Here is a 22,460-nt window from a genome sequence, read left to right as displayed (position 1 = left end):
AATGACAAACGTGGCTAATGCGGCAAACGCGCTGGTCAATCCGGTCGCAAGCGCGGCCGACGCGGCGGGCGTGGCGACCCGTCCCGAGGCGGCGGACGCGGCGGGTCTCGCGACACAGGCCAACGTGGCGGTGCGCAATCTGACCATCCGGCTGGGCGCGAACACGGTGATCGAGAACCTCGATCTCGACGTGCGGGCCGGCGAATTCGTCGTACTGCTCGGGCCGTCGGGCTGCGGCAAATCCACCTTGCTGCACAGCATCGCCGGATTGATCGACGTGAGCGACGGCAGCATCGAGATTGCCGGCGAAGACATGACCTGGGCCGACCCGAAAGACCGGCGCATTGCACTGGTGTTCCAGTCGTACGCGCTCTATCCGACCATGAGCGTGGAGCGCAATCTGTCGTTTGCCTTGCGCATCAACGGCACGCCGAAGGCGGAGATTGCGCGGCGCGTGGCGCGGGCCTCCGAGATGTTGCAACTCGGGCCGCTGCTCAAGCGCAAACCGGCGCAGCTTTCAGGTGGCCAACGGCAGCGGGTGGCGATTGGCCGGGCGATCGTGCGCGAAGCCGACGTATTCCTGTTCGACGAACCGCTCTCGAACCTCGACGCGAAATTGCGCACCGAACTGCGCCGCGAACTCAAGCAACTGCATCAGCGTCTGGGCGCGACGATGATCTACGTCACGCACGATCAGGTCGAGGCGATGACGCTCGCGACCCGCATGGCGGTGATGCGCGGCGGCGTGATCCAGCAGTTCGGCACGCCCACCGAAGTCTACGCGCGCCCCGACAACCTGTTCGTCGCCACGTTTCTCGGCACGCCCGCGATGAACCTGCTCAAGGGCACGCTCGAAACACGCGACGGCAGCGTCCACTTCTCTTCTGAGCATGGGCGGCTCGACGTCTCTGCGTACCCGTTCAAGTCCACGCCGGCAAATGCATTGCCGTGCGTGCTTGGCGTGCGGGCCGAAGACGTGAGAGTGGGCGAGGGCGCGAGCGAACGCGCAAAAGTTTCGCTGGTGGAGCCGATGGGCAACCACCGCGTCATCTGGCTCGACTATCATGGAGTTCAGGTCGCGTCGATCGACCAGACGAAGACGCCAGTGGCGGTGGGGGACACCGTGGCGTTCTCGTTCGGCGGCACACATGTCTCTCTGTTCGACGAAGCGGGCGGCGCGCGTTTGTAGCGCCGGCACGCGGCGTCGCTCCAAATACAACATGCTTGACGGAGAACCGCGTGGCAACACTCAAAGATGTCGCGGCACTGGCCGGCGTGGGCATGTCGACTGCCTCTCGCGCCATTTCCGGTAAAGGGCCGATTTCGGCGGATGCCGCCGCTCGCGTGAAAGCGGCCATCGAGCAGCTGAACTTTCGGCCGTCCTCCATCGGCCGCGCCATGGCTACGCAGTCGCTCGGCATGGTCGGCCTTTTCGTGCCGACTTTCTTCGGCTCCTACTACGGCACGATCCTCAAGCAGACCGATACCGAACTGCGCGCGGTACGCCGTCACGTGGTGGTGGCGACCGGCTGCGGAGAAGTGTCGCCGCGTGAACAGGCCATCGAGGCGGTGCGTTTTCTGATCGGTCGGGATTGCGACGGCGTGGTGGTGATCAGTCACGATCTGCACGACGAGGATCTGATCATGCTGCACCGCATGCATCCGAAAATGGTGTTCCTGAACCGCGCGTTCGATCAGTTGCCGGAGGCGTCGTTTTGCGCCGACCACCACCGTGGCGGCGAGCTGGCGGCGCGCACCCTGCTCGATCATGGGCACCGTGACATCGCGGTGATATCCGGGCCTTTTTCCGCGTCCGACAACCTGACCCGTCTGGAAGGCTTCTTTGCCGAACTGGCGCGCGAGGGCATTGCGCGCGACGACGTCACGCTGATCGAATCGGATTTCTCACCGGAAGGCGGCTACGCGGCCGCGCAAAAATTGCTCGACGCGAAACGCCGCTTCACGGGCGTGTTCTGCGCGAACGATACGATGGCCGTGAGCGCGTTGGCGCGTTTTCACCAGGCGGGCATTGCCGTTCCCGACGAGGTCTCGGTGATCGGCTACGACGACGATTACTCGGCTGCTTACGCCGCGCCCGGGCTGACATCGGTGCATATTCCAACGGCCGAGCTGACGCAGAATGCCGTGCGCTGGCTGGTCAACCAGTGCTATCGGACCACGTGGGAGATTTTCCGCGAGTTTCCGGTGACGGTGACGATGCGCAAATCGGTGGGGCCGGCGCCGGGTGTGGCGGCCGGTGCCATCGACGCTGCACATTTGGGCCGTACGCGGTAGCCGGATCGCGCAGCGGCGAACTGCTGCACGCCGTTGCTGCTAAGCGCGACCGCCGCTCCATGCCGCTGCCGTTGGCGGCACACACTCAGGTGCCGCTGCGCAGCGACTGTTCGTAGCGCAGGCGCGCTTCTTCGTCGAGCCGCGTATCTTCGAGTTCTTGCAGCACGGCTTCGAGATCGATCGGCGTGGTGTCCGCTTCGACGCGGCCGGTCAATGCGGCGTCGACATGCAACGCGCCCGCTTCGTAGAGCGCCCAGATTTCCTTGCCGTAGTGCGTCTCGAGCAGCCCCGGCGCGAAGCGGCCGAAATACGTGGCGAGGTTGTTGACGTCGCGCTCGAGCATGGCGGGCGCTTCCAGATTACCGGCGGCGTCCACCGCTTGCGGCAGGTCGATGATGACCGGGCCGTCGGCGGCTAGCAGAATGTTGTACTCGGACAGGTCGCCGTGAATCATGCCGGCGCACAGCATGCGCACCACCTGGTTCAACAGCAGCGCGTGCAATTCGAGCGCGCGTTCCTCGCTCATCTCGACGTCGTTCAGACGCGGTGCAACATTGCCGTCAGCGTCGGTCACCAGCTCCATCAGCAGCACGCCGTCGGTGCAGATAAAAGGCTGCGGCACACGTACGCCCGCATTCGCGAGTTGGAACAGGGCGTCGACCTCGGCGTTCTGCCAGGCCTGTTCCTGCACTTCGCGGCCATAGCGGCTGCCTTTTTCCATGGCGCGCTGCTGGCGGCTGTTCTTGACCTTGCGGCCTTCGCGATAGGAGGCGGCCTGGCGGAAACTGCGCTGTTTGGCGTCCTTGTACACCTTAGCGCAGCGCGTGGCGTCGCCGCTGCGCACCACGTAGACGGTGGCTTCCTTACCGCTCATCAGCTGGGAGATGACTTCGTCGATCAGGCCTTCTTCGACCAGCGGGAGCAGACGTTTCGGAGTTTTCATGCGACCGCCGAAGGGTGGCGGGCAGCGCGGCGGCGAGCAGCGGCCGGTTGCGAGGGCGGGTGGTGCGGGATTCGGTTCATGCCGGATTATACGGGGAGACCGCAAAAAGCATGGGCGCGGTCCCGACTTGGGCGCGAACGCGATCGCATCACTCCCGAAAGTCTCCAACGCGTGTTCGCCGCTATAGCTTGTAGAAGCGTCCTTCTAATTGCGAGGTGTCGCCACGGAAAAGGGAATCTATCGTTGTCGAATGGCGGAGAAATCCGCAAGCGTTTGCGTATAGGAACGCCGCGTGTAACGTACGATTTCCCGCGCTTTATGCCGCATTTTCTGCCGACATTTTCGCCGCGCGCGAAGTCGGACACTCAAGAGATTGTTGTAATTGCCGATACACTGATTTGCCGTTTTCCCTCATTCAATTCGCAGGCCAATCACGTAGACTTTCCGGTAACATTTTGTTACGGGGTGTGAGATGTTGGCCGTGTTCTTCATTGCCTGCCCGATCGGCATCGCTGCGTTAATTGGTTTCGCGCGCCACGTCGATCCGGTGACGGGACAATTCAAGCGTTGAATCCGCTGGTCGGATGTTTCCTGCAGCACCGCTGAGCAGCGTGCTGGGGAGTGCGGTTTTGTTGAGCCGATCTCGCGACAAGTCTTGCCTTTGAGTGCCGAGTCGCGGCACGATGCGCGATAACCCAAGATTAGGGCAGTATCGCGTATGCGAGATTTTCTGGCGAATGTCACGGCGCGCGTTAGCGTGCTGAAGGGCGTCCTTCCCCTGAACCGTGCTGCGGCGGCGCGCGATGCGCTCGCCGGTGTGCAGCTTGCGTCGATGGATATTCCGCAAGTGCTGGGCTACGCGCGCATTGCCGGCATGCCGGCCGTGACGGGCCTCTACACGGTCTTTCTGCCACTCATCGCCTTTGCCTTCTTCGGCGCTTCGCGGCACCTCGTCGTGGCCGCCGACTCCGCCACCGCCACCATTTTCGCGAGCCGGCTTTCCACCATGGCGCCGCCCTCCAGCGCCGACTATGCCGCGCTTGCCGCGATGGTTGCCTTGCTGACCGCGGCATTGCTGTTCGTCGCGCGCATTTTCAAACTGGGCTTTCTGGCTGACTTCCTGTCGCGCACCGTGCTGGTGGGGTTTCTCGCCGGAGTGGGTGTGCAGGTCGGTATCAGCATGCTGGGCGACATGTCCGGCGTGCCCGGCCGCGCCTCGCGCAGCGTCGATCAGCTGATGCTGGTGGTGCACGGAGCAGCGCAAATCCATCCACCGACACTCGCCATTTCGCTGCTGGTGGTCGGCGCCATTCTGACGTTCAAGCGCATTCAGCCACGCGTGCCGGTACCGTTGATCGCGGTGGTGGCGGGTATCGCCGCAAGCAATCTCTTCGGTTTTTCGGCTCACGGTATCGCCGTACTCGGCCCGGTGGCGGGTGGGCTGCCGGCGCTGCGCATGCCGTCGGTGACATGGCAGCAGGCGCTCGATCTTCTGCCCGTCGCGGCGTCCTGCTTCGTGATGATCGTCGCGCAAAGCGCTGCCGCGAGTCGCGTGTTCGCCGAGCGTTATCACGAATCGGTCGACACCAATGCCGATCTGCTGGGCATCGCCGCAGCCAACGCGGCGGCAGCGTTTTCAGGCGCGTTCGTGGTGAACGGCAGCCCGACGCAAACCGCCATGGCGGATCTCGCCGGCACGCGCAGCCAGTTCGCGCAGCTCGTGTTCGCGGCGGTGGTGGTCGCGGTGCTGCTATTTTTCAGCCGATTCCTGCAGTATCTGCCGCACTGCATTCTCGCCAGCATCGTGTTTACGATCGCCATCGGTCTGATCAATCTGAAGACGTTGTTTGCGATTCGCCGCGAAAGCCCGGGTGAATTCGCGCTGGCCGTGTTCACGGCGGCGGCGGTGGTGCTGATCGGCGTCGAGCACGGTATCCTGGTCGCGGTGGCGCTCTCGCTGCTTCGTCACGTGCGGCACAGCTACCGTCCGCACACGATGATTCTCGTTCCCGGCGACAACGGCGTCTGGGTTCCGGAGCCTGCCGTGCCCGGCATGCAGACCGCGACGGGCCTGATCGTCTATCGCTTCGGCGCCGATCTGTTTTACGCGAACGACCACTTTTTCGTCGACGACGCCCGCCGCCTGATCGACGAGGCGCCCAGCAAAGTGCGTTGTTTCGTGATCGACGCGAGCGCGATCACCGACATCGACTATTCGGCGGCGCGCTCGGTCGGCGAGTTGTGCGCGACGCTGAAGCGCCAGGGCATCGAGGTTTTCTTCGCGCGCGTGAACCAATATTTGCGCTCGGATATGGACCGGCACGGCATTACGCCGATTATCGATGCAAGCTGTATTTTCAACACCTTGCACGAGGCGCTGCGCGCGGCCGGCGTAGTGAGCCCGGCCGGCAGGTAGACGAGGTCACGCAAGCGCATGCTCGCGGCGAGCTGTGATGGCTTTAGCGTGGCGGTTCTTCGTCAGCGAAGAAATGGCCGATAAAGAAACACATGCCCGCGATGGCGATGCCCAGCACGGCCACCGTATAAGCGAGCGCCGTGCCGTGCCAAAGCCCGTCGAACCATTGATGAAATTGCGCCATCAGCACCGCCGCATTGCCGCCGATGCGCTGCAATTCGATCTGATAGCGTGGATCGGCCATGCTGTACATGGAGACGGCGCTGTCCGGCGCTGGTGCTGTCGCATAGATGATCGCCGCCGCGATCACGCCGGCCACTAGCGCGACCATGCCCGCGAGATAGAACCGCTTCTGCCGCGGCGAGCGCTGCGCTGCCGGGTTCACTTCATTACCGCCGCTCATCGTGTTCGCTTATCCGCTTCAGTCGTCACGGCGACAGTATCGCAGAGCGGTGGACGTCTCGAAGCGCTCAGCTTTTTGAAGTCAGCATCTTGATGCCGGCGATTCCGAACATGATCGCGAGCGAGCCGTCGAGCCAGCGCCGGATCGCCACATAGATGCGCCGCGCGGAAGCGGTCGAAAACAGCACCGCATAACTGCTGAACACCGATACGCCGATGCACATGCAACCGAGCACGACCGGCGCGGTGTGCGACGTACCGCTCGCGGGCGACATGGCCAGCGAAACGATCGACAGCCAGACGAGAATCGCTTTCGGATTGGTGAGATGGAGCAGCAGCCCGCGCAGATACAGGCGCTTGAGCGTTGCGTCCTGCCGCGCCGTGGCGCTGGGCAACGCCTCGGCGCGCAAGGCCGAGCGTGCGGATTTGAAACCGAGCCACAGCAGATACAGTCCGCCAGCGACCTTAATCGCCACCAGGCACTCCGAGTACGTGGCGAGCACCGCGGACAAACCCAGTGACGCCAGCAGCGCCCAGAAGAACGACCCCGACACCACGCCGAGCGCGAAGGTCAAGGCGGATCGGCGGCCCGCGCTCATGGCGAGCGACATGATGGCGAGATTGCTCGGCCCGGGACTTGCCGTGCCGACGAAGTACGCACTGTAGGCAATCAGGACATCGGCGGTGAGGAAGGGGCTGGCGGTCATGGGCTGAACCTCGGTGGCGGGCAAACCGTGCGGCGCGCACACGGGCGGAAAGCGGGAAGCGTCACGCGAATGAGGATTCTGCATGCGGCCGCACGAGTCTCACAGATACAGTTGACCGCTCCCGCAACGGCACAATCATGCGTACGCGCAGCGCTTCACGCTTTTGCCGCCATGCCGATGCAATCGGCGAGCGCGCCTGCCACCGCCTGCCGGCTATGCCGTGGACGCTGCACGAGTCCGATCTCACGGTGAAACGTCGCCTCGCCGAGTTCGAGCGCGGCGACGTTGGCGGGCCACTTGCCGAGTCCCGCGCTATCCGGAATCAGCGCCACGCCGATGCCACGCGCGACCAGTTGCACGATCCCCTGTAATTCATCCAGTTCGATCACATCGTGCACGTTCAGCCGCGAGCGCCGCAGAAACCGGTCGACGAGTCTGCCGCCGAACGACGTGCGGTCGTAGCGGATAAACGGCTCGCTGCGCAACAACTCGCGCCACGACCGGGCGTGGCCCTTGCCGCGCACGAGCGCCTTGGGCACGAGCAGCACGAACGGTTCGGTGACGAGCGTGCGCCATTCGAGTTCGGACGGCAGCGCGAAGGGCGGTTTGATAATGACGGCCAGATCCAGTTCGCCGGAATCCACTTGGCCCAGCAAGCCCAGCGACACGCCCGGCACGACGCGAATTCGCCAACCGGGCCGGTCTTCGCGAAAACGCGTTAGCGCATCGGCGAGAAACGACACTTGCGCGGAAGCAATGGCGCCCACCCGTAGCATGCCGCTTTCCGCCGCGCCCGCGCCGCGTTCGGAGAGCCGGGCGTATAGCGTCATCATTTCCTCGGCGAGCGCGAGCGTTTCGCGGCCGGCGTCGTTGAGCGTGGCGGAGCGGCCGGTACGGTCGAATAGCGCAAAGCCGAGTTCCTGTTCGAGCCGCTGCATCTGCGCGCTCACGGCGGATTGCGTCAGGCCGATCCGCGCGCCGGCGCCGGAAAACGTGCCGTACTGGCTCACGGCGATAAAGGTCTTGAGTTCGCTCAGCATGATCGATTAATCGATTTTGGTGTGGGTCAGGTCAAATATATATCGTTTTTAACCATTTTTAGTCATGGTTAAACTTGGCCTTACGCGTGTGGCGTGGAGCGCCGGCACGTTCAACCCAATTCCAATCAGCGAGTTTCCCCATCATGAGCGTTGCCGACACCGCCTTGCCGCCGTTCCATCTGGCGTTCCCTGTTCATAGCCTTGCCGCCGCGCGCGAGTTTTACGGCGACCTGTTGGGCTGTCCGGAAGGGCGCAGCTCGGACGCATGGGTCGATTTCAATTTCTACGGCCATCAGATCGTCGCTCATCTCGCGCCTGAAGAAGTCGGCCACCGTCAGACCAGCAAGGTTGATGGCGACGCCGTGCCGGTCCGTCACTTCGGCGCGGTGCTCTCGATGGCGCAGTGGCAGGCTGCGGCGGACAAACTGCAGAAAGCGGGCATCGACTTCATCATCGAGCCGCACGTGCGTTTCAAGGGCGAAGTAGGCGAGCAGGCCACCATGTTCTTCCTCGATCCGTCGGGCAATGCGCTGGAGTTCAAGGCGTTCGCGGATATGTCGTCGTTGTTCGCCAAGTAATGCAGGCCATTCACGCTGAAGCCGAACTGAACGCCAGAACCGGCACTGCTGAAAGTGCCGGCGAAATGGCAAGTGGACAGTGATCGACTAAGCTTTCAACAAGCGTGAAGTATTTGCTTTACGCAAATCAATCTGTGCGATGTTCCGCGATGCCGGCGCGGAGCATCGCGTCAAGGCGCGCATCAATCTCGCCTATCTTTGGGTATCAAACGTTTGCTTGTCAGCAAACTGCGTCCCGTCTCAAGCGCCCCATTTTCTTACATTAGCCTTCCTGACAATTCCGCCATTTTCGCGCCATGCAGGCGTTGGTGCTATCGATCTAGCATAGGCGCAGATTCACCCATCCCTTACCTGCATTCTCTCGGGCACGTTTCAATGTGGATCGTCAACGTTGCGCTTAAACGGCCATACACGTTCATCGTGATGGCCATTCTGATCTTGCTGGCGACGCCATTCGTGCTGTTCACCACGCCGGTCGACGTGCTGCCGGAAATCAATATTCCGGTGGTCAGTATCATCTGGACCTACACGGGCTTGTCGGCCGAAGACATGGCCAACCGCATTACGTCGGTGAACGAGCGCAGTCTGACTACCACGGTCAACGACATCGAACACATCGAATCGCAATCGCTCGCGGGCATTACGATTCTGAAAGTTTTCCTGCAGCCGACTGCGAACATCCAGACCGCGATCGCGCAGACGGTGGCCGTCGAACAGGCGCAGCTCAAGCAGATGCCGCCCGGCGCCACGCCGCCATTGGTGATCAGCTACTCGGCCTCCAGTATTCCGGTGATCCAGCTCGGCCTGTCGAGCCCGAAGCTCTCCGAGCAGGCGCTCAACGATACGGCGCTGAACTTTCTGCGTCCGCAACTCGTGACGATTCCGGGCGCGGCCGTGCCGTACCCCTACGGCGGCAAATCGCGGCTGATCTCGGTCGATCTGAACACGCGCGCATTGCTTGCCAAAGGCCTGACGCCATCCGACGTGGTCAGCGCGTTCAACGCGCAAAACCTGATTCTGCCGACCGGCACGGCGAAGATCGGAACGAAGGAATACACGATCAACATGAATGGCTCGCCCGCTACGGTGGAAGGGCTCAACGATATTCCGGTGCGCACGCTCAACGGCGCCACGACGTATCTGCGGGAAGTCGCGCACGTGCGCGACGGCTTCTCGCCGCAGACCAATATCGTGCGGCAGGACGGCCATCGCGGCGTGCTGATGTCGGTGCTCAAGAACGGCAGTGCGTCGACGCTCTCGATCGTCAACACGCTGCGTGGCCTGCTGCCGGGCGCTGAGGCGGCACTGCCGCCGGACCTGAAGATCACGCCGCTATTCGATCAATCGGTGTTCGTGAAAGCGGCCGTGCAGGGTGTGGTGCGCGAGGCGTTGGTCGCGGCCGCGCTGACCGCGGCAATGATCCTGCTGTTTCTCGGCAACTGGCGCAGCACCTGCATCATTGCGATTTCGATTCCGCTGTCCATCTTGTCCTCGCTGATCGCGCTGCACGCGCTCGGGCAGACGATCAACATCATGACGCTCGGCGGTTTGGCATTGGCGGTCGGGATTCTGGTGGACGATGCCACGGTGACGATCGAGAACATCGAACGGCACTTGCATATGGGCACGAATCTGCACGATGCGATTCTCGACGGCGCGGGCGAAATCGCGATTCCGGCGCTGGTGTCGACACTGTGTATCTGTATCGTGTTCGTGCCGATGTTCTTCCTGACCGGCGTGGCGCGGTATCTCTTCGTGCCGCTCGCCGAGGCCGTGGTGTTCGCCATGCTGGCGTCGTACGTTCTGTCGCGTACGCTGGTGCCGACCCTGGCGATGCTGCTGATGGGGCACGCGCACAAGCCGAAAGAGGGCGCGAAGCCGAATCCGTTCATGCGCATCTATCACCGTTTCGATCGCGGATTCGAGCGCATGCGCGCCGGCTACATCATGATACTCAGCAGTGTGCTGGTGCGCCGTGGTGTGTTCGGCAGCGTGTTTCTCGGTTTTTGCGTCGTGTCGATGGGCCTGATTTTCGTGCTCGGCGAAGACTTTTTCCCGAGCGTTGACGCCGGCGACATTCGCCTGCACATGCGTGCGCCGACGGGCACCCGCATCGAGGAAACCGCGCGTCTGGCCGACCAGGTCGAAAATGTGATCCGCGAGGTAGTGCCCGCTAAAGAACTCGGCACGATTCTCGACAACCTCGGTTTGCCCTATAGCGGCATCAACCTCTCCTATAGCAATGCGGGCACGATCGGCACGCTCGACGGCGAGATCCAGGTGGCGCTCAATGAAGACCACGAGCCGTCGCAAATCTACATGGACAAACTGCGCGCGATCCTGCCGCAGCGATTTCCGGGTGTCGAGTTCTTCTTTCAACCGGCCGACATCGTCACGCAGATTCTCAACTTCGGCTTGCCCGCCGCCGTGGACGTGCAGATTTCCGGCGCGAATCAGGAGGGCAACTTCGACGTCGCGCGCAAGCTGCTGAAACAGGTGCGCCTGATTCCCGGCACGGTGGATACCCACATTCAGCAGAAGCTGGATGAACCGGCGATCAACCTTCAGATGGATCGCACGCGTTTGCAGCAGCTCAATCTGAGCGCGAGCAACGTGGCGCAGAACGTGCTCATTTCCTTGTCGGGCAGTTCGCAGACCTCACCGGGTTTCTGGTTCAACAACAAGAATGGTGTGGAATACAACGTGGCGGTGCAGACGCCGCAGTATCAGGTCTCGTCGATCGATGAACTGTTGCGCACGCCGGTGTCGGGTTCGGCCAACGGCCCGACGCAGTTGCTCGGCAACCTGGTGCGGGTCTCGCCGCAAAATCAGTTCGCGGAAGTCACGCACTACAACATCAAGCCGGTGATCGATCTGTATGTGAGCGTCGAGAAGCGCGACCTGGGCAGCGTGGCGAATCAGGTCGACCAGCTCGTGAACAACATGCGCGCGTCGCTGCCGCGCGGCAGTCAGATTACCGTGCGCGGCCAGGTGCAGACCATGCGCAGTTCGTTCTTCGGGCTGGGACTCGGCGTGGCGATGGCGATCGTGCTGGTGTACCTGTTGATCGTGGTGAATTTCCAGTCGTGGGTCGATCCGCTGATTATCGTCAGCGCGTTGCCCGCGGCGCTCGCGGGCATTGTTTGGATGCTGTTCCTGACGGGCACGCATCTGAGTGTGCCGGCCTTGACCGGCGCGATCATGACGATGGGCGTGGCTACCGCCAACAGTATTCTCATGGTGTCGTTCGCGCGCCAACGGCTTTCCGCCGGCGCACCGCCGTTGACCGCCGCGCTCGAAGCCGGTGCGAGCCGGATCAGGCCGGTGCTGATGACCGCGTTTGCGATGATCATCGGCATGATTCCGATGGCGCTCGGTCTCGGCGAAGGCGCCGAGCAGAATGCGCCGCTCGGCCGCGCGGTGATCGGCGGATTGCTATTCGCCACGGTGTCCACGCTGTTTTTCGTGCCGCTCGTGTTCGCGGCCATTCACACGCGGCTCGCACGCCGCCACCGTGACGATGGCGACGACGGCGGCGCGAACCACGCAGACTCCCACGGCGATGGCCACGATGGCCCGACGCCGGACCATGGCGGCGCCGGCAAGCCCGCGTAAAGTTAATTGACGGCTGACTGAGATGGCTGACTGAGATGACCGAAAAAACTCATGCATCGCTAGCGATTCCCTCGCGAGAGACCGAAGGCGGCCACGCCTTGCCGCCGCGCCATCGCGAATGGAAGCGCACCAAAATCGCTGTCTGGATCGTGCTGGCGCTGCTCGCCGTCGGGGCGTTGCGCACCGTGATCGCGAACGTGATGCAAAACCGTTCGGTGGCGGAGACCACGAAGCAGAACGCCACGCAGTACGTGAACGTGGTGAGCCCGACCCAGACCGAAGGCGGCGGCAATACGCTGCTACCGGGTACGCTGCGCGGCTATGTCGAATCGCCGATCTATGCGCGCTCCACGGGTTATCTGCTGCACTGGTACGCCGATATCGGCACGCGCGTGAAGCAGGGCCAACTGCTCGCCGATCTGGATACGCCGGAAATCGACCAGGAACTCGCGCAGGCTTTGGCGCAGCGTCAGCAAACCAGTTCGAGCCTCGGCCTCGCCAAAAGCTCGCTGGACCGCTGGCAGCAATTGCGCCAGCGCGACGCGGTCTCGCAACAGGAGCTCGACGAACGGCAGAGCACGTATGCGCAGGACGTCGCCAACCTGGCCGCTGCCGACGCCAACGTCAAGCGCCTGCAGCAGCTCGAATCGTTCAAGCGCATCGTTGCGCCGTTCGCGGGCGTGGTCACGCAGCGCAATGTGGATGTCGGCGACCTGATCGACGCGGGCAGCGGCACGAGCCGCGCGCTCTTCGCGCTTGCGCAGTCGGACCCGCTGCGTGTCTATGTGCAATTGCCGCAGGCATACGCGCAAAACGTGTCGGTGGGACAGAAGGTGGTGGTGACGCAGGCGGAACTGCCGGGCCAGCAATTCCACGGCACCATCACGCACATGTCCGGCGCGATCGACGTGCCCACCCGTTCGTTGCAGGTCGAAGTGACGCTGCCGAATCCCGACGACAAGCTGCGCCCCGGTGCTTACGTGCAGGTCGCGGTGCCGGCAGTCGCCCACGCGCAATTGATGGTGCCGGGCAACGCGCTGCTGTTCCGCGCCGAAGGCCCGCGCGTCGCGGTGGTCGATGCGAACGGCAACGTGCAATTGCATAAGATCGTGATTGCGCAAGACCTCGGACAGTCGCTCGAAATAGAAAGCGGGATCGAGGCCAACGACAAGATCATCATCAACCCGAGCGATTCGATCGCGGACGGCGATCACGTGCAGATCCAGCCGCCGCGGGCCAACGGCAAGGGGGCGTCGTGAAGCGCGTGGCCACAGGGCGTGCGATAACGACGCTCGCGGGCACGGCGTTGCTGGCCGCGTGCACGGTCGGGCCCAACTATCAGCGGCCGCAGGCCGAGGTGCCGCCCACCTGGCAAACCGATTCGTACTGGCGCGTGGCCGTGCCGTCGCATGCGCCGATTTCGCCGGACTGGTGGAGTGCGTTCAACGATCCGACGCTTGCCACGCTGGAAACCCAGGCGCTCGCGCAGAATCAGACGCTGGTGGCGGCCAGCGCGCACTATGAGCAAGCCAGGGCGACGCTGGCGAACACCCGCGCGCAGCAGATTCCTGAAGTCGATCTGGCGGCACAGGCATCGCGTTTCCGGATTTCGCAGGATCGCCCGCGGACCAATTACGGCACGCCCACCACGTCGACGGTGCAGAACAATGTGCAGCTCGGCCCCACCATCAACTACGACACCGATCTATTCGGCAGGATACGGCGTGAAGTGGAAGGCTCGGTGGCATCCGCGCAGCAATCGGCGGACGACCTCGCCAACGCGCGCCTCGTTCTCACCACCGATCTCGCCACCGACTATTTCTCGCTGCGCGAACTCGACGCCGAGATCGACGTGCTGAATCAATCGGTGAAACTGCAACAGAAGGCGCTCGACTACGTCACGACGGAACACGATCTCGGTTCGGTGTCGGGACTCGACGTGCTGCAACAGAAGTCGCTGCTCGACTCGACACGCGTGCAGGCGCAACTGCTCCTGAATCAGCGCGCGCAGCTCGAACATGCGATTGCCGCGCTCGTCGGCGTGCCCGCGCCGCAGTTCTCGATCGCACCCAAAGTGGTCGATGTTCAGGTGCCGTCGATTCCGCTCGGCGTGCCGAGCGACGTGCTGCAACGGCGGCCGGATATCGCCTCGGCGGAGCGCGCGACGGCCGCGGCGAATGCGCAGATCGGCGTCGCCAAGGCGGCGTTCTTCCCGAGTCTGACGCTGACACCGAGCATTGGCTGGGAAAGCACGCAGTTCGCCAGCCTGCTGAGCGCGCCCACGCTGATGTGGACGCTCGGCGCGGCGGTCGGCCAGGTGCTGTTCGACGGCGGCCGCCGCGCGGCCAACGTGCAGTTCGCGAGCGAAGGCTACAAGGCCACCGAGGCGAACTACCGCCAGACCGTGCTCACCGCGTTCCAGCAGGTGCAGGACGGCATTACCGGACTCTCCGTGCTGGACGGCGCGGCCAGGCAGTCGCGCGAGGCCGTGACCGACGCGCAGCATCTGCTGGCGCTCGCCAACGACCGCTATTCTGGCGGCCTCGTCGCTTACCTCGACGTCATTACGGCGCAGCAGTCGCTCTTGACCAGCGAGCGCCAGGACGTGCAGATTCACGGCCAGCAGATGACGCTGTCGGTATCGCTCGTGAAGGCGCTCGGCGGTGGCTGGGACGTCGGCGCGGATATGGCGGACACGCCGAAGAGTACGCAGCCCGGCGACACGAAGGAGGCAATGGCTCCCGCGCGGTGAGCCGATGGATCATGAGTGGCGCGGACGCAGGGGAGCGGCGAGGCGTTTCGTATAATGCATAGACAAGGGGACGCGCATGAAATTGCTGATTGTTGAAGACGAGCACAAGGTGGTGGACTACCTGCGCTCCGGTTTGACAGAGCAGGGCTGGGTCGTCGACGTCGCACTCGACGGCGAGGAAGGCATGCATCTGGCCACCGAATTCGATTACGACGTGATCGTCCTCGACGTGATGCTGCCCAAACGCGACGGCTTCAGCGTGCTGAAGGCACTGCGCATGCGCAAATCGACGCCGGTCATCATGCTCACCGCGCGCGACCATGTGAACGACCGCGTGCGCGGCTTGCGCGAAGGCGCGGACGACTACCTCACCAAACCCTTTTCGTTTCTCGAACTGGTCGAACGGTTGCACGCGCTGGCGCGGCGCACCCGTTCGCAGGAATCCACGCTGATTTCCGTGGGCGATCTGTTCGTCGATCTGATCGGCCGGCGCGCGACCCGCGACGGCGTGCGCCTCGACCTGACCGCCAAGGAATTCCAGTTACTCAGCGTGCTGGCGCGCCGGCAAGGCGACATACTCTCGAAGACCGCGATTACCGAACTCGTCTGGGACGTCAATTTCGACAGCCATACGAACGTGGTCGAAACCGCGATCAAACGATTACGCGCCAAACTCGACGGCCCGTTTTCCTCCAAGCTGCTGCACACCGTGCGCGGCATGGGGTACGTGCTCGAAGTGCGCGAGGAGGCGGAGCAGTCATGAACCGTTCGATCGCCCGGCGCCTCGCCATGATGTTCGCGTTCGTCGCACTGTTCGTGTTTACGCTGGTCGGCACGGGGCTCTTTCTGGTGCTGCGCACGCAGCTCGAACATCATCTGCGCGAGTCGCTCGACGATCGCACGCAGATTGCGCGCATCATTGTCTATCACGCGGTCACGCCGGAAAAATGGCGCATGGCGCGCGAAAAACTCACTGACATGACGCCGCACGACGGCAGCACCGTCTATGCGGTGTCGAGCACCGATCCTTATTTCCATTACGGCAAGCTGGTGGACGGTCCGGTGGTGACGAGCTGGCCGGGCGGCTATACACGCGTGACGCCGGCCGGCGGCGGTCAGGACATGCTCACCTCCACGGTGACGATCCCGGCCTACGGCGCGCGTCCGCCGGTTCAATTGCAGGTGGCCGCGAGCTACTCGCCCAACGTGCGCACCATGCGCGTGTTCGGCTCGGCACTCGCCGCGCTGTCGGCGCTCGGCAGTCTTGCTGTCCTGTTGCTCAGCTACTCCGTCACCCGGCTCGGCCTCGCGCCGCTCACGCGTCTCACGCGCGACGCGTCCGCCGTCAGCCCGAACAATCGCTCGCAGCGTCTGAACACGGCCGCGCTGCCGCTCGAATTGAGCGACCTGGCGAATTCTTTCAACGGCGCGCTCGAGCGGCTGGACGGCGCCTACGGCCGCCTCGAATCGTTCAATGCGGACGTGGCTCACGAACTGCGCACGCCGGTGACGATTCTGATCGGCCAGACGGAAGTGGCGCTGACACGCAATCGTTCCGTCGACGATCTGCGCCATACGTTGCAATCGAACCTCGAAGAATTCGAGCGCATGCGCGCGATCATCAACGACATGCTGTTCCTCGCCCGCGCCGATCAGGGCGAGCGGGCAACTGGTCTGGTCGAAGTGTCGCTGGCCGCGGAAGTCGCACACACGCTGGAGTTTCTCGAGATTCCGCTCGAAGAAGCGCGAGTGCATGCGCAATTGCGCGGTGACGCCGTGGCGCGCGTGAACCGCTCGCTGTTCGGCCGTGCCTGCACGAATCTGTTGATGAACGCCATCCAGCATTGCGAGCCCGGCGCGGAGATCAACGTGACGATTGTGAATGAAGAGGATCAGGTGCGCGTCGCGGTGGCCAACCCCGGTGCACCGATTTCGCCGGACGTGCTCGAACATCTGTTCGACCGTTTTTATCGCGCGGAGGTCTCGCGCACCAATAGCCGCGAAAACCACGGGCTGGGTCTCGCGATCGTGAAAGCGATTGCGGAGATGCATCGCGGTACGGTGTCGGCGCAGAGCGCGCACGGCATCAACACCTTTGCGTTCTCGGTCGCGGCGCTGCCGGTCGAGGCCGGCATGCGGCCGGTGCGGGCGAACGCAAGCGCTGCGGCCGGGTCGGCGGATTATTCGTCGCTGGTAAAGGGCAAGTCGGCCTGAACCGGCAGCCGCCTTTGCGGCGGCAGCGCGTTGGCCGGGCTCAAGGCGCTTACGCGCACACCGAGCAGCCGCAGCTTGCGGTTCAATTCCACTCTGCGCAGGCATTCGGTTGCGGCGCGGCGGATCTCGGCGGCGTCGGCGGTCGGCGCATCCAGCGTCAGATCGCGCGTGACGGTGCGGAAATCGTCGTAACGCAGCTTGATACCCACCGTGCGACCCACGTAGCCTTTGCGCACCAGATCTTCCGCCACCCGCACGCACAAGCCGGTAAACGAGCTCGACAACGCCGGGCGGTCGTGACGAGGATGCAGATCGCGCTCGAAGGTCGTTTCGCGGCTCATCGACTTGGGCTCCGATTCGACCACCACCGGCCGCTCGTCCTGGCCCTGCGCGACCTGCATGAGCCACGCCGAGTAGCTGCGCCCAAAGTGGTCCTGCAACAGTCCCGCATCTGCCGCGGCCAGGTCGCCGACCGTGGCGAGACCGAGCGCGGTCAGCTTTTCCGCGGCCTTTGGCCCGATGCCGTTGACCTTGCGCACGGCGAGCGGCCACACGCGCAGCGGCACATCGGCCGGCGTGAGGATCGTGAGTCCGTTGGGTTTATCGAGTTCGGAACCGATCTTCGCCAGCAGCTTGTTCGGCGCCACGCAAATGGAGCAGGTGAGTCCGGTGGCCTGATTGACCGCCTGTTTGATGCGCGCGGCGGTCTCGCGCGGCTCGCCCGGCACGTCGGTCAGATCGATATAGATTTCGTCGATGCCGCGGTCTTCGATACGGTCCGTGAAGGTGGCGACCGCCGCCTTGAAGAGGCGCGAGTAGTGGCGATACGAGTCGAAGTCGGTGGGCAGCAGGATGGCGTCCGGCGCGAGCATGGCCGCCTTCATCATGCCCATGGCCGAGAACACGCCGAGTGCGCGGGCTTCGTAAGTGGAGGTGGTTACCACGCCACGGCCCGCGTAGTCGCGCAGCCTGGCGAAACGGCGGGTGCCGTCTTCGAGCGTTTGCGGCACGCCGCTGCGGCCGCCGCCGATCACCACCGCCTGGCCCCGCAATTCCGGATAGCGCAAGAGCTCGACGGACGCGTAGAACGCGTCCATGTCGAGGTGCGCGATGTGGCGGCCTGCAGAACTCATGGGATGGAGAAAACGGATGACAACAAAAGCCAAACCGTAATACTACCTTGCTCCGCCGCCGCAAGGACCGCTCAGAAGCGGTAGCTCACGCCGATCTGCAGCACCGGATAAACCTTGTAGCGCTCCACCTTGTCGCTGATCTTGCGTTCCTGCTCGTCGATATTGGCCTGTGTGGTGAACATCGAATAGATCGCCGGCACGTTATAGGTAGTGCGCGGACGGCCGTAGGCGACGCCGAGATCGAACGTCAAACCGAATCCCTTCGAAACCGGCTTATGGCCGTAACCAATGCCGAGATAGGGCATGACGCGCGGCAGCGTGACCGTGGCCGATGGCGCGGCGGCCACGGCCGGCACGTAGTCGTCGCCGATCTTGTAGTTGCCTTGCGCGTTCGGCACGGCGTGGGCGCTCAGTTCGTCGTCGTTGATGAGCGCGCCGGCCGTGACGCGGAAACCGCTGGAGCTGAACGGGAACAGGTCGAGATACAGGCCGCCCTGCAAGAGCTTGAGGTGACCGTCGTATTCGTTGTCGTTGGCGTGGACCGAATGCGACAGGCCAAAGCCTTCGACTTCCGCATGCACGCCCGCCCATGAGGTCAGCGGCAGCGCCGCGCCCACACCGGCGCCGAGCGAGCCGCCGTGAACATAAATCTCCTGCGCCTGTGCTGCTCCCACCATCGTCGCCGCCAACGCCGCGACCACAGCCGCATTTTTTACCAGTCTCACCGCACAGTCTCCCGACAAAGGATTATTTCCGTGCTGGCGACTTTACGGTTTAACCGAGCGGTTCAAACGCATGAATAGCGGGTATTTATGGCAGCTCTTCTCGCTCAAGTTTTGAGCTCCGGAGAAAACGGAATTTATGACGCGTAAAACATGCCGAACACGCGATTTAATCGCACGCGATATGAAAATAGCCCTGTTTTCAAGGGCTATTCGGTGAATCGAACCGTTACGTCCGCTTCGATAATCACTTCCGCAGAAGACCCGTTCGCCAGGCACGCGGCACTCGAAAAAGGATACGTTCCGCGCGCTCGTGAGCGGCTGGTCGGCTGAGCGACGGAACCGGCCGGTGTACTCAGGTAGGGGCGGGTTGCGGCGACATGCCGGTACAGAGACCGGTTGCCGCAACCGCCTGACGCCGGCCTGAAAAGGCAGCGGTTTACTGCTTGATGCCTTCGGCCTGAATGTGCAGCGTGGTCTGCATCTTGAAGCCGTAGGCCTTGCCGAAGTCGACGCCGAAGTCGTCGCGATTGAACGTCGCGGTCGATTCCGTGCCGCACACTTCACGCTTGAGCATCGGGTTGACAAAGCACTTGAACGATTCGATCTTCAGATTGACCGGCTTGGTGATGCCGTGCATCGTCAGCGTGCCGATCACTTCCACCGGCTTGTCGCCGTCGAAGCGGATCTGCGTGCCCTTGTAGGTCGCGGTCGGATACTTGGCGGCGTCGAAGAATTTGTCCGTGACCAGTTCCGCGTCGAGCTTGTCGTTGCCGATATCCACCGAGCTCATGTCGATCGTCACGTCCACCGTGCCGGTCTTCGCCGCGCGATCCAGCACCACGGTGCCGCTGCTCTTCTTGAACTTGCCGCGCCAGACCGAAATACCGCCGAAGTGGTCGGTCTCGAAGCTCGGGTAGGTGTGCGTCGGGTCGAGCTGGTACGTGTCGGCTGCCATGGCGTTAAAGGACAATGCGGCGGCCAGCGCGCCTGCGGCGAGCAAAAGTTGTTTCTTCAAGGTGTTCTCCAGGTTTCAGAAAGTGTGGCGACGCTTCGGTGTCGGGTTATTTCTTCGAAGCGACGAGGTGAAATTTAATGACGACTTCGTCGGCGACCACGGAGGTGTCTTTCCATTCGCCGGTGCCGACATCGAATTGCGAGCGCTTGATCGGCAATGCGCCGTCGAAGGTTTGCGTAGCGCCCTGGCTTGCAATGGTGACGGGCACCACCACGGTTTGCGACTTGCCCTTGATGGTGAGCTTGCCGGTGATCTTGTACTGATTGCCGCCCGCCGGCGCGATCGCGCTGGAGACGAAGGTCGCGGCCGGGTAGGCGGCGCTGTCGAACCATTCCTTGCCTTGGGCCTGCTTGTTGTAGTCGTCGGCGCCGAGGTCGTAGCTGCCTGTGTCGATCGACACATTGGCGCTGCCGGCGGTCGGTTTGGCCGGATCGAAAGTCAGTTGCGCCGAGAACTTCCTGAACTTGCCGTCGACGGGCACGTTCATCTGCTTCGTGGTGGCAATGACGGTGCTCTTGCTCGTGTCGACATCGGCGTGCGCGAAGCTCGCGCCGAACAGCGAGATGGCCGTTATGCCGGCGAGCGTGACACGGTGAGCGGAGAGATAAAAGTTTGATTTCATAGTGGTACGCATCCTATCGAACCCGCGTGCGTTGATTGCGCACCGCTGGGAATTTGATTGCCAACAAACCGTTGCCAATGACCTGCGGTCCGTCTGCTATGAGTTGCCTGCCGGTCAGTTACTTGAGGAACGGAACCATCCGCGCGAGCAATCCATCGCGGTCGAGGAACTGATGCTTGAGCGCCGCCGCCACATGCATTGCAACGAGGGCGAGCAACGTGTAGTTGAGCAGCACGTGGACGGTGCGCAGGCTCGCCTTGAGCGCCTGATCCGGGCCGATCAAGGTGGGCAGCGGCACGATGCCCAGATACACCACCTGAATGCCGGCAGCGGAGCTATAGAAGTAGCCGGACAGCGGAATAGCCAGCATCAGCACGTACAGCACGGCGTGCACGAGATGCGCGGCGGCCTTCTGCCAGGCGGGCGTGGCGCTGTCGAGCGCCGGCGCGCGGTGGGTGGCGCGCCACAGCACGCGGGCCACGGCGAGCACGAACACGGTCACGCCGATCCACTTGTGCCAGGAGAAATATTTGAGCTTGGTGGGCGTGAAGCCGGGGATATCGGTCATGATCCAGCCGATATAGAAGCCGCAGATCATCAACGCCGCGATCAGCCAGTGCAAGGCAATGGCGGCGCCGTGGTAGCGGTCTGGTTGGGCAGGGCTGGATTTCATTGTGTCGCGCTCGTGGGGCGTCGGCGATAACCGACGAATGCAGATAAATGCAGATGAAGTGCGGATGGTAGGGATGCCAATGAAAACTGAATAGGCATGCAGAAGAGAACACATTGTTGTAACCGTGACGCTAATGTCGCTGGAATGACGCGCGGCGGCGGCCTTAACGGGCCGCGCGACAGGGCGCTGTGGTAATTTGCCGGCTGAACCGCGAGGAGAGTTGAGGCCAATGAACAGAATCGATAACAACGCCGTCGCGCTCGGCGCGGATTTTCTGCGGCACGACACGGCGGTTGCCGCAGCCGGGGTGGAAGGCTATCTGGAGCACGACGCGGCGGTCTACCGCACGTTGCTCGAATCGACCAGGGCGATTCCCTGGAAGATCGATTGGGCGACCATGGAGTTCGCCTATATCGGCCCGCAGATCGAAGCCCTGCTCGGCTGGGCGCCCGCTAGCTGGAAAACCGTGCAGGACTGGGCGGCGCGCATGCATCCGGACGACCGCGACAAGGTGGTCGAATTCTGCGTGGCGCAATCGAAGGCCGGCACCGATCACGAAGCCGACTATCGCGCATTGACGAGCCGGGGTGAATACGTGTGGCTGCGCGACGTGGTGCATGTGGTGCGCGACGCGCAGGGCGAGGTGGAATCGCTGGTCGGCTTCATGTTCGATATCAGCGAGCGCAAGAAGACCGAGGAGAAACTGGCCGCGCTGCAACGCGAACTCGAGGCGCTGTCGTTCAGGGACGGCCTGACGGGCGTCGGCAATCGGCGCGCGTTCGACGCCAACCTGCAACGGGAATGGAGCGCGGCCTTGCGCCACGCGGCGCCGCTCTCGTTGGTCATGGTCGATATCGACTTCTTCAAGTCCTACAACGATTACTACGGGCACGTGCAGGGCGACGAGTGCCTGAGGCGGATGGCCGGCGTGCTGAGCGGCGCGGTGCGGCCGGGTGACTTCGTCGGCCGCTTCGGCGGGGAAGAGTTCGTGCTGATCCTGCCCAACACCGGCGCCGAGGCCGCGCGCCAGGTGGCCGAGCGTTGCCGCGAGCGGATTTCCGCCGAGCAGATCGCGCATGAGCGCTCGCCGTTCCGGCAGACGGTGACGGCCAGCTTCGGCGTCGGCACGACGATTCCGGCAGAGGCGGGCGACCCGGTGGCCTTCGTCAACCTGGTGGATACGCAGTTGTACGGTGCGAAGGACAACGGGCGCGACTGCATCGCCGCGGTGAGCCGGGTGGGATGAAGCGCGGCCAACGGCTTCGCCGCAGGCGCGCAACTTGCTAAAGTGAGCGCCTGCGGCCGCCGGCTCATGGTGCGGCTGCGAAGC

19 protein-coding genes are annotated in these 22,460 nt (G+C 63.3%); 10 read left to right on the top strand and 9 right to left on the bottom strand.

What is annotated here, in order from left to right; translation table 11 throughout:
* Position 1: 1 nt before the first annotated feature.
* On the top strand, positions 2–1,189 hold the full coding sequence (locus P0D70_RS02085) for an ABC transporter ATP-binding protein (protein WP_408182055.1): 1,188 nt from the start codon (positions 2–4) through the stop codon (positions 1,187–1,189).
* Between the two features lie 50 nt (positions 1,190–1,239).
* Positions 1,240–2,295, top strand: a complete 1,056-nt coding sequence (locus P0D70_RS02080) for a LacI family DNA-binding transcriptional regulator (protein ID WP_408182052.1) — start codon at positions 1,240–1,242, stop codon at positions 2,293–2,295.
* 85 nt (positions 2,296–2,380) lie between these two features.
* Here P0D70_RS02080 and P0D70_RS02075 read toward each other — a convergent pair whose 3' ends face one another.
* On the bottom strand, positions 2,381–3,238 hold the full coding sequence (locus tag P0D70_RS02075) for a PA4780 family RIO1-like protein kinase (RefSeq protein WP_408182050.1): 858 nt from the start codon (positions 3,236–3,238) through the stop codon (positions 2,381–2,383).
* Positions 3,239–3,956: 718 nt separating this feature from the next.
* Here P0D70_RS02075 and P0D70_RS02070 point away from each other — a divergent pair.
* The gene (locus P0D70_RS02070) at positions 3,957–5,654 is read left to right on the top strand and encodes a SulP family inorganic anion transporter (RefSeq protein WP_408182048.1); all 1,698 of its coding nucleotides are present in this window, start codon (positions 3,957–3,959) and stop codon (positions 5,652–5,654) included.
* Positions 5,655–5,697: 43 nt separating this feature from the next.
* On the opposite strand, the gene P0D70_RS02065 is transcribed toward P0D70_RS02070, so the two are convergent.
* The 3 genes from P0D70_RS02065 to P0D70_RS02055 all read right to left on the bottom strand — a co-directional run bounded on the left by P0D70_RS02065 (position 5,698) and on the right by P0D70_RS02055 (position 7,803).
* Positions 5,698–6,057: a hypothetical protein gene (locus P0D70_RS02065; RefSeq protein ID WP_408182046.1), complete on the bottom strand. Its 360-nt coding sequence runs from the start codon at positions 6,055–6,057 to the stop codon at positions 5,698–5,700.
* Positions 6,058–6,124: 67 nt separating this feature from the next.
* Positions 6,125–6,763, bottom strand: a complete 639-nt coding sequence (locus P0D70_RS02060; protein ID WP_408182044.1) for a LysE family translocator — start codon at positions 6,761–6,763, stop codon at positions 6,125–6,127.
* 155 nt (positions 6,764–6,918) lie between these two features.
* Entirely contained in the window at positions 6,919–7,803 is an 885-nt protein-coding gene (locus tag P0D70_RS02055) for a LysR family transcriptional regulator (protein ID WP_408182042.1), read from the bottom strand.
* A gap of 143 nt (positions 7,804–7,946) precedes the next feature.
* On the opposite strand from P0D70_RS02055, the gene P0D70_RS02050 reads away from it, so the two are divergent.
* The 6 genes from P0D70_RS02050 (at position 7,947) to P0D70_RS02025 (ending at position 16,962) form a co-directional block, all read left to right on the top strand.
* A complete protein-coding gene (locus tag P0D70_RS02050; RefSeq protein ID WP_091802538.1) occupies positions 7,947–8,381 on the top strand; it encodes a VOC family protein in 435 nt (144 codons plus the stop codon).
* Between the two features lie 375 nt (positions 8,382–8,756).
* Positions 8,757–11,996: an efflux RND transporter permease subunit gene (locus tag P0D70_RS02045; RefSeq protein WP_408182039.1), complete on the top strand. Its 3,240-nt coding sequence runs from the start codon at positions 8,757–8,759 to the stop codon at positions 11,994–11,996.
* A gap of 35 nt (positions 11,997–12,031) precedes the next feature.
* Entirely contained in the window at positions 12,032–13,255 is a 1,224-nt protein-coding gene (locus P0D70_RS02040; RefSeq protein ID WP_408182037.1) for an efflux RND transporter periplasmic adaptor subunit, read from the top strand.
* Complete coding sequence (locus P0D70_RS02035) at positions 13,252–14,748, top strand: efflux transporter outer membrane subunit (RefSeq protein ID WP_408182035.1); 1,497 nt, start codon at positions 13,252–13,254, stop codon at positions 14,746–14,748. The genes P0D70_RS02040 and P0D70_RS02035 overlap by 4 nt, the downstream gene beginning before the upstream one ends.
* Before the next feature lie 76 nt (positions 14,749–14,824).
* Positions 14,825–15,511 carry a heavy metal response regulator transcription factor gene (locus P0D70_RS02030; protein WP_091802526.1) on the top strand — a complete coding sequence of 229 codons (687 nt, stop codon included), beginning with the start codon at positions 14,825–14,827 and terminating at the stop codon, positions 15,509–15,511.
* Entirely contained in the window at positions 15,508–16,962 is a 1,455-nt protein-coding gene (locus tag P0D70_RS02025) for a heavy metal sensor histidine kinase (protein ID WP_408182032.1), read from the top strand. Before P0D70_RS02030 ends, P0D70_RS02025 begins: the two co-directional genes overlap by 4 nt.
* On the opposite strand, the gene dinB is transcribed toward P0D70_RS02025, so the two are convergent.
* The 5 genes from dinB to P0D70_RS02000 form a co-directional block, all read right to left on the bottom strand.
* Complete coding sequence (dinB, locus tag P0D70_RS02020; protein ID WP_408182030.1) at positions 16,929–18,095, bottom strand: DNA polymerase IV; 1,167 nt, start codon at positions 18,093–18,095, stop codon at positions 16,929–16,931. The two genes, P0D70_RS02025 and dinB, sit on opposite strands and share 34 nt — an antisense overlap.
* Before the next feature lie 71 nt (positions 18,096–18,166).
* Entirely contained in the window at positions 18,167–18,772 is a 606-nt protein-coding gene (locus P0D70_RS02015) for a hypothetical protein (protein WP_408182369.1), read from the bottom strand.
* Between the two features lie 484 nt (positions 18,773–19,256).
* Positions 19,257–19,835 (bottom strand): YceI family protein, encoded by a 579-nt coding sequence (locus P0D70_RS02010; RefSeq protein WP_408182027.1) that lies wholly within the window; start codon positions 19,833–19,835, stop codon positions 19,257–19,259.
* A gap of 46 nt (positions 19,836–19,881) precedes the next feature.
* Complete coding sequence (locus P0D70_RS02005) at positions 19,882–20,457, bottom strand: YceI family protein (RefSeq protein WP_091802508.1); 576 nt, start codon at positions 20,455–20,457, stop codon at positions 19,882–19,884.
* A gap of 118 nt (positions 20,458–20,575) precedes the next feature.
* Positions 20,576–21,130 (bottom strand): cytochrome b, encoded by a 555-nt coding sequence (locus P0D70_RS02000; protein WP_091802505.1) that lies wholly within the window; start codon positions 21,128–21,130, stop codon positions 20,576–20,578.
* Positions 21,131–21,359: 229 nt separating this feature from the next.
* Between P0D70_RS02000 and P0D70_RS01995 the strand changes: the two genes are divergently transcribed.
* Positions 21,360–22,376, top strand: a complete 1,017-nt coding sequence (locus tag P0D70_RS01995) for a GGDEF domain-containing protein (protein ID WP_408182022.1) — start codon at positions 21,360–21,362, stop codon at positions 22,374–22,376.
* Positions 22,377–22,460: the final 84 nt, after the last annotated feature.

The sequence above is a fragment of the Paraburkholderia sp. RL17-381-BIF-C genome, from assembly GCF_046026435.1.
Classification (GTDB): Bacteria; Pseudomonadota; Gammaproteobacteria; order Burkholderiales; family Burkholderiaceae; genus Paraburkholderia.
This window is presented reverse-complemented; position numbering and strand designations above follow the sequence as displayed.

Excerpts from the sequence above, each read along its gene's own strand:
- P0D70_RS02085 (WP_408182055.1), top strand. The coding sequence starts at position 2 with ATGACAAACGTGGCTAATGCGGCAAACGCGCTGGTCAATCCGGTCGCA.
- P0D70_RS02075 (WP_408182050.1), bottom strand. The coding sequence starts at position 3,238 with ATGAAAACTCCGAAACGTCTGCTCCCGCTGGTCGAAGAAGGCCTGATC.
- P0D70_RS02070 (WP_408182048.1), top strand. The coding sequence starts at position 3,957 with ATGCGAGATTTTCTGGCGAATGTCACGGCGCGCGTTAGCGTGCTGAAG.
- P0D70_RS02065 (WP_408182046.1), bottom strand. The coding sequence starts at position 6,057 with ATGAGCGGCGGTAATGAAGTGAACCCGGCAGCGCAGCGCTCGCCGCGG.
- P0D70_RS02060 (WP_408182044.1), bottom strand. The coding sequence starts at position 6,763 with ATGACCGCCAGCCCCTTCCTCACCGCCGATGTCCTGATTGCCTACAGT.
- P0D70_RS02055 (WP_408182042.1), bottom strand. The coding sequence starts at position 7,803 with ATGCTGAGCGAACTCAAGACCTTTATCGCCGTGAGCCAGTACGGCACG.
- P0D70_RS02050 (WP_091802538.1), top strand. The coding sequence starts at position 7,947 with ATGAGCGTTGCCGACACCGCCTTGCCGCCGTTCCATCTGGCGTTCCCT.
- P0D70_RS02045 (WP_408182039.1), top strand. The coding sequence starts at position 8,757 with ATGTGGATCGTCAACGTTGCGCTTAAACGGCCATACACGTTCATCGTG.
- P0D70_RS02040 (WP_408182037.1), top strand. The coding sequence starts at position 12,032 with ATGACCGAAAAAACTCATGCATCGCTAGCGATTCCCTCGCGAGAGACC.
- P0D70_RS02030 (WP_091802526.1), top strand. The coding sequence starts at position 14,825 with ATGAAATTGCTGATTGTTGAAGACGAGCACAAGGTGGTGGACTACCTG.
- P0D70_RS02025 (WP_408182032.1), top strand. The coding sequence starts at position 15,508 with ATGAACCGTTCGATCGCCCGGCGCCTCGCCATGATGTTCGCGTTCGTC.
- dinB (WP_408182030.1), bottom strand. The coding sequence starts at position 18,095 with ATGAGTTCTGCAGGCCGCCACATCGCGCACCTCGACATGGACGCGTTC.
- P0D70_RS02015 (WP_408182369.1), bottom strand. The coding sequence starts at position 18,772 with ATGGTGGGAGCAGCACAGGCGCAGGAGATTTATGTTCACGGCGGCTCG.
- P0D70_RS02005 (WP_091802508.1), bottom strand. The coding sequence starts at position 20,457 with ATGAAATCAAACTTTTATCTCTCCGCTCACCGTGTCACGCTCGCCGGC.
- P0D70_RS02000 (WP_091802505.1), bottom strand. The coding sequence starts at position 21,130 with ATGAAATCCAGCCCTGCCCAACCAGACCGCTACCACGGCGCCGCCATT.
- P0D70_RS01995 (WP_408182022.1), top strand. The coding sequence starts at position 21,360 with ATGAACAGAATCGATAACAACGCCGTCGCGCTCGGCGCGGATTTTCTG.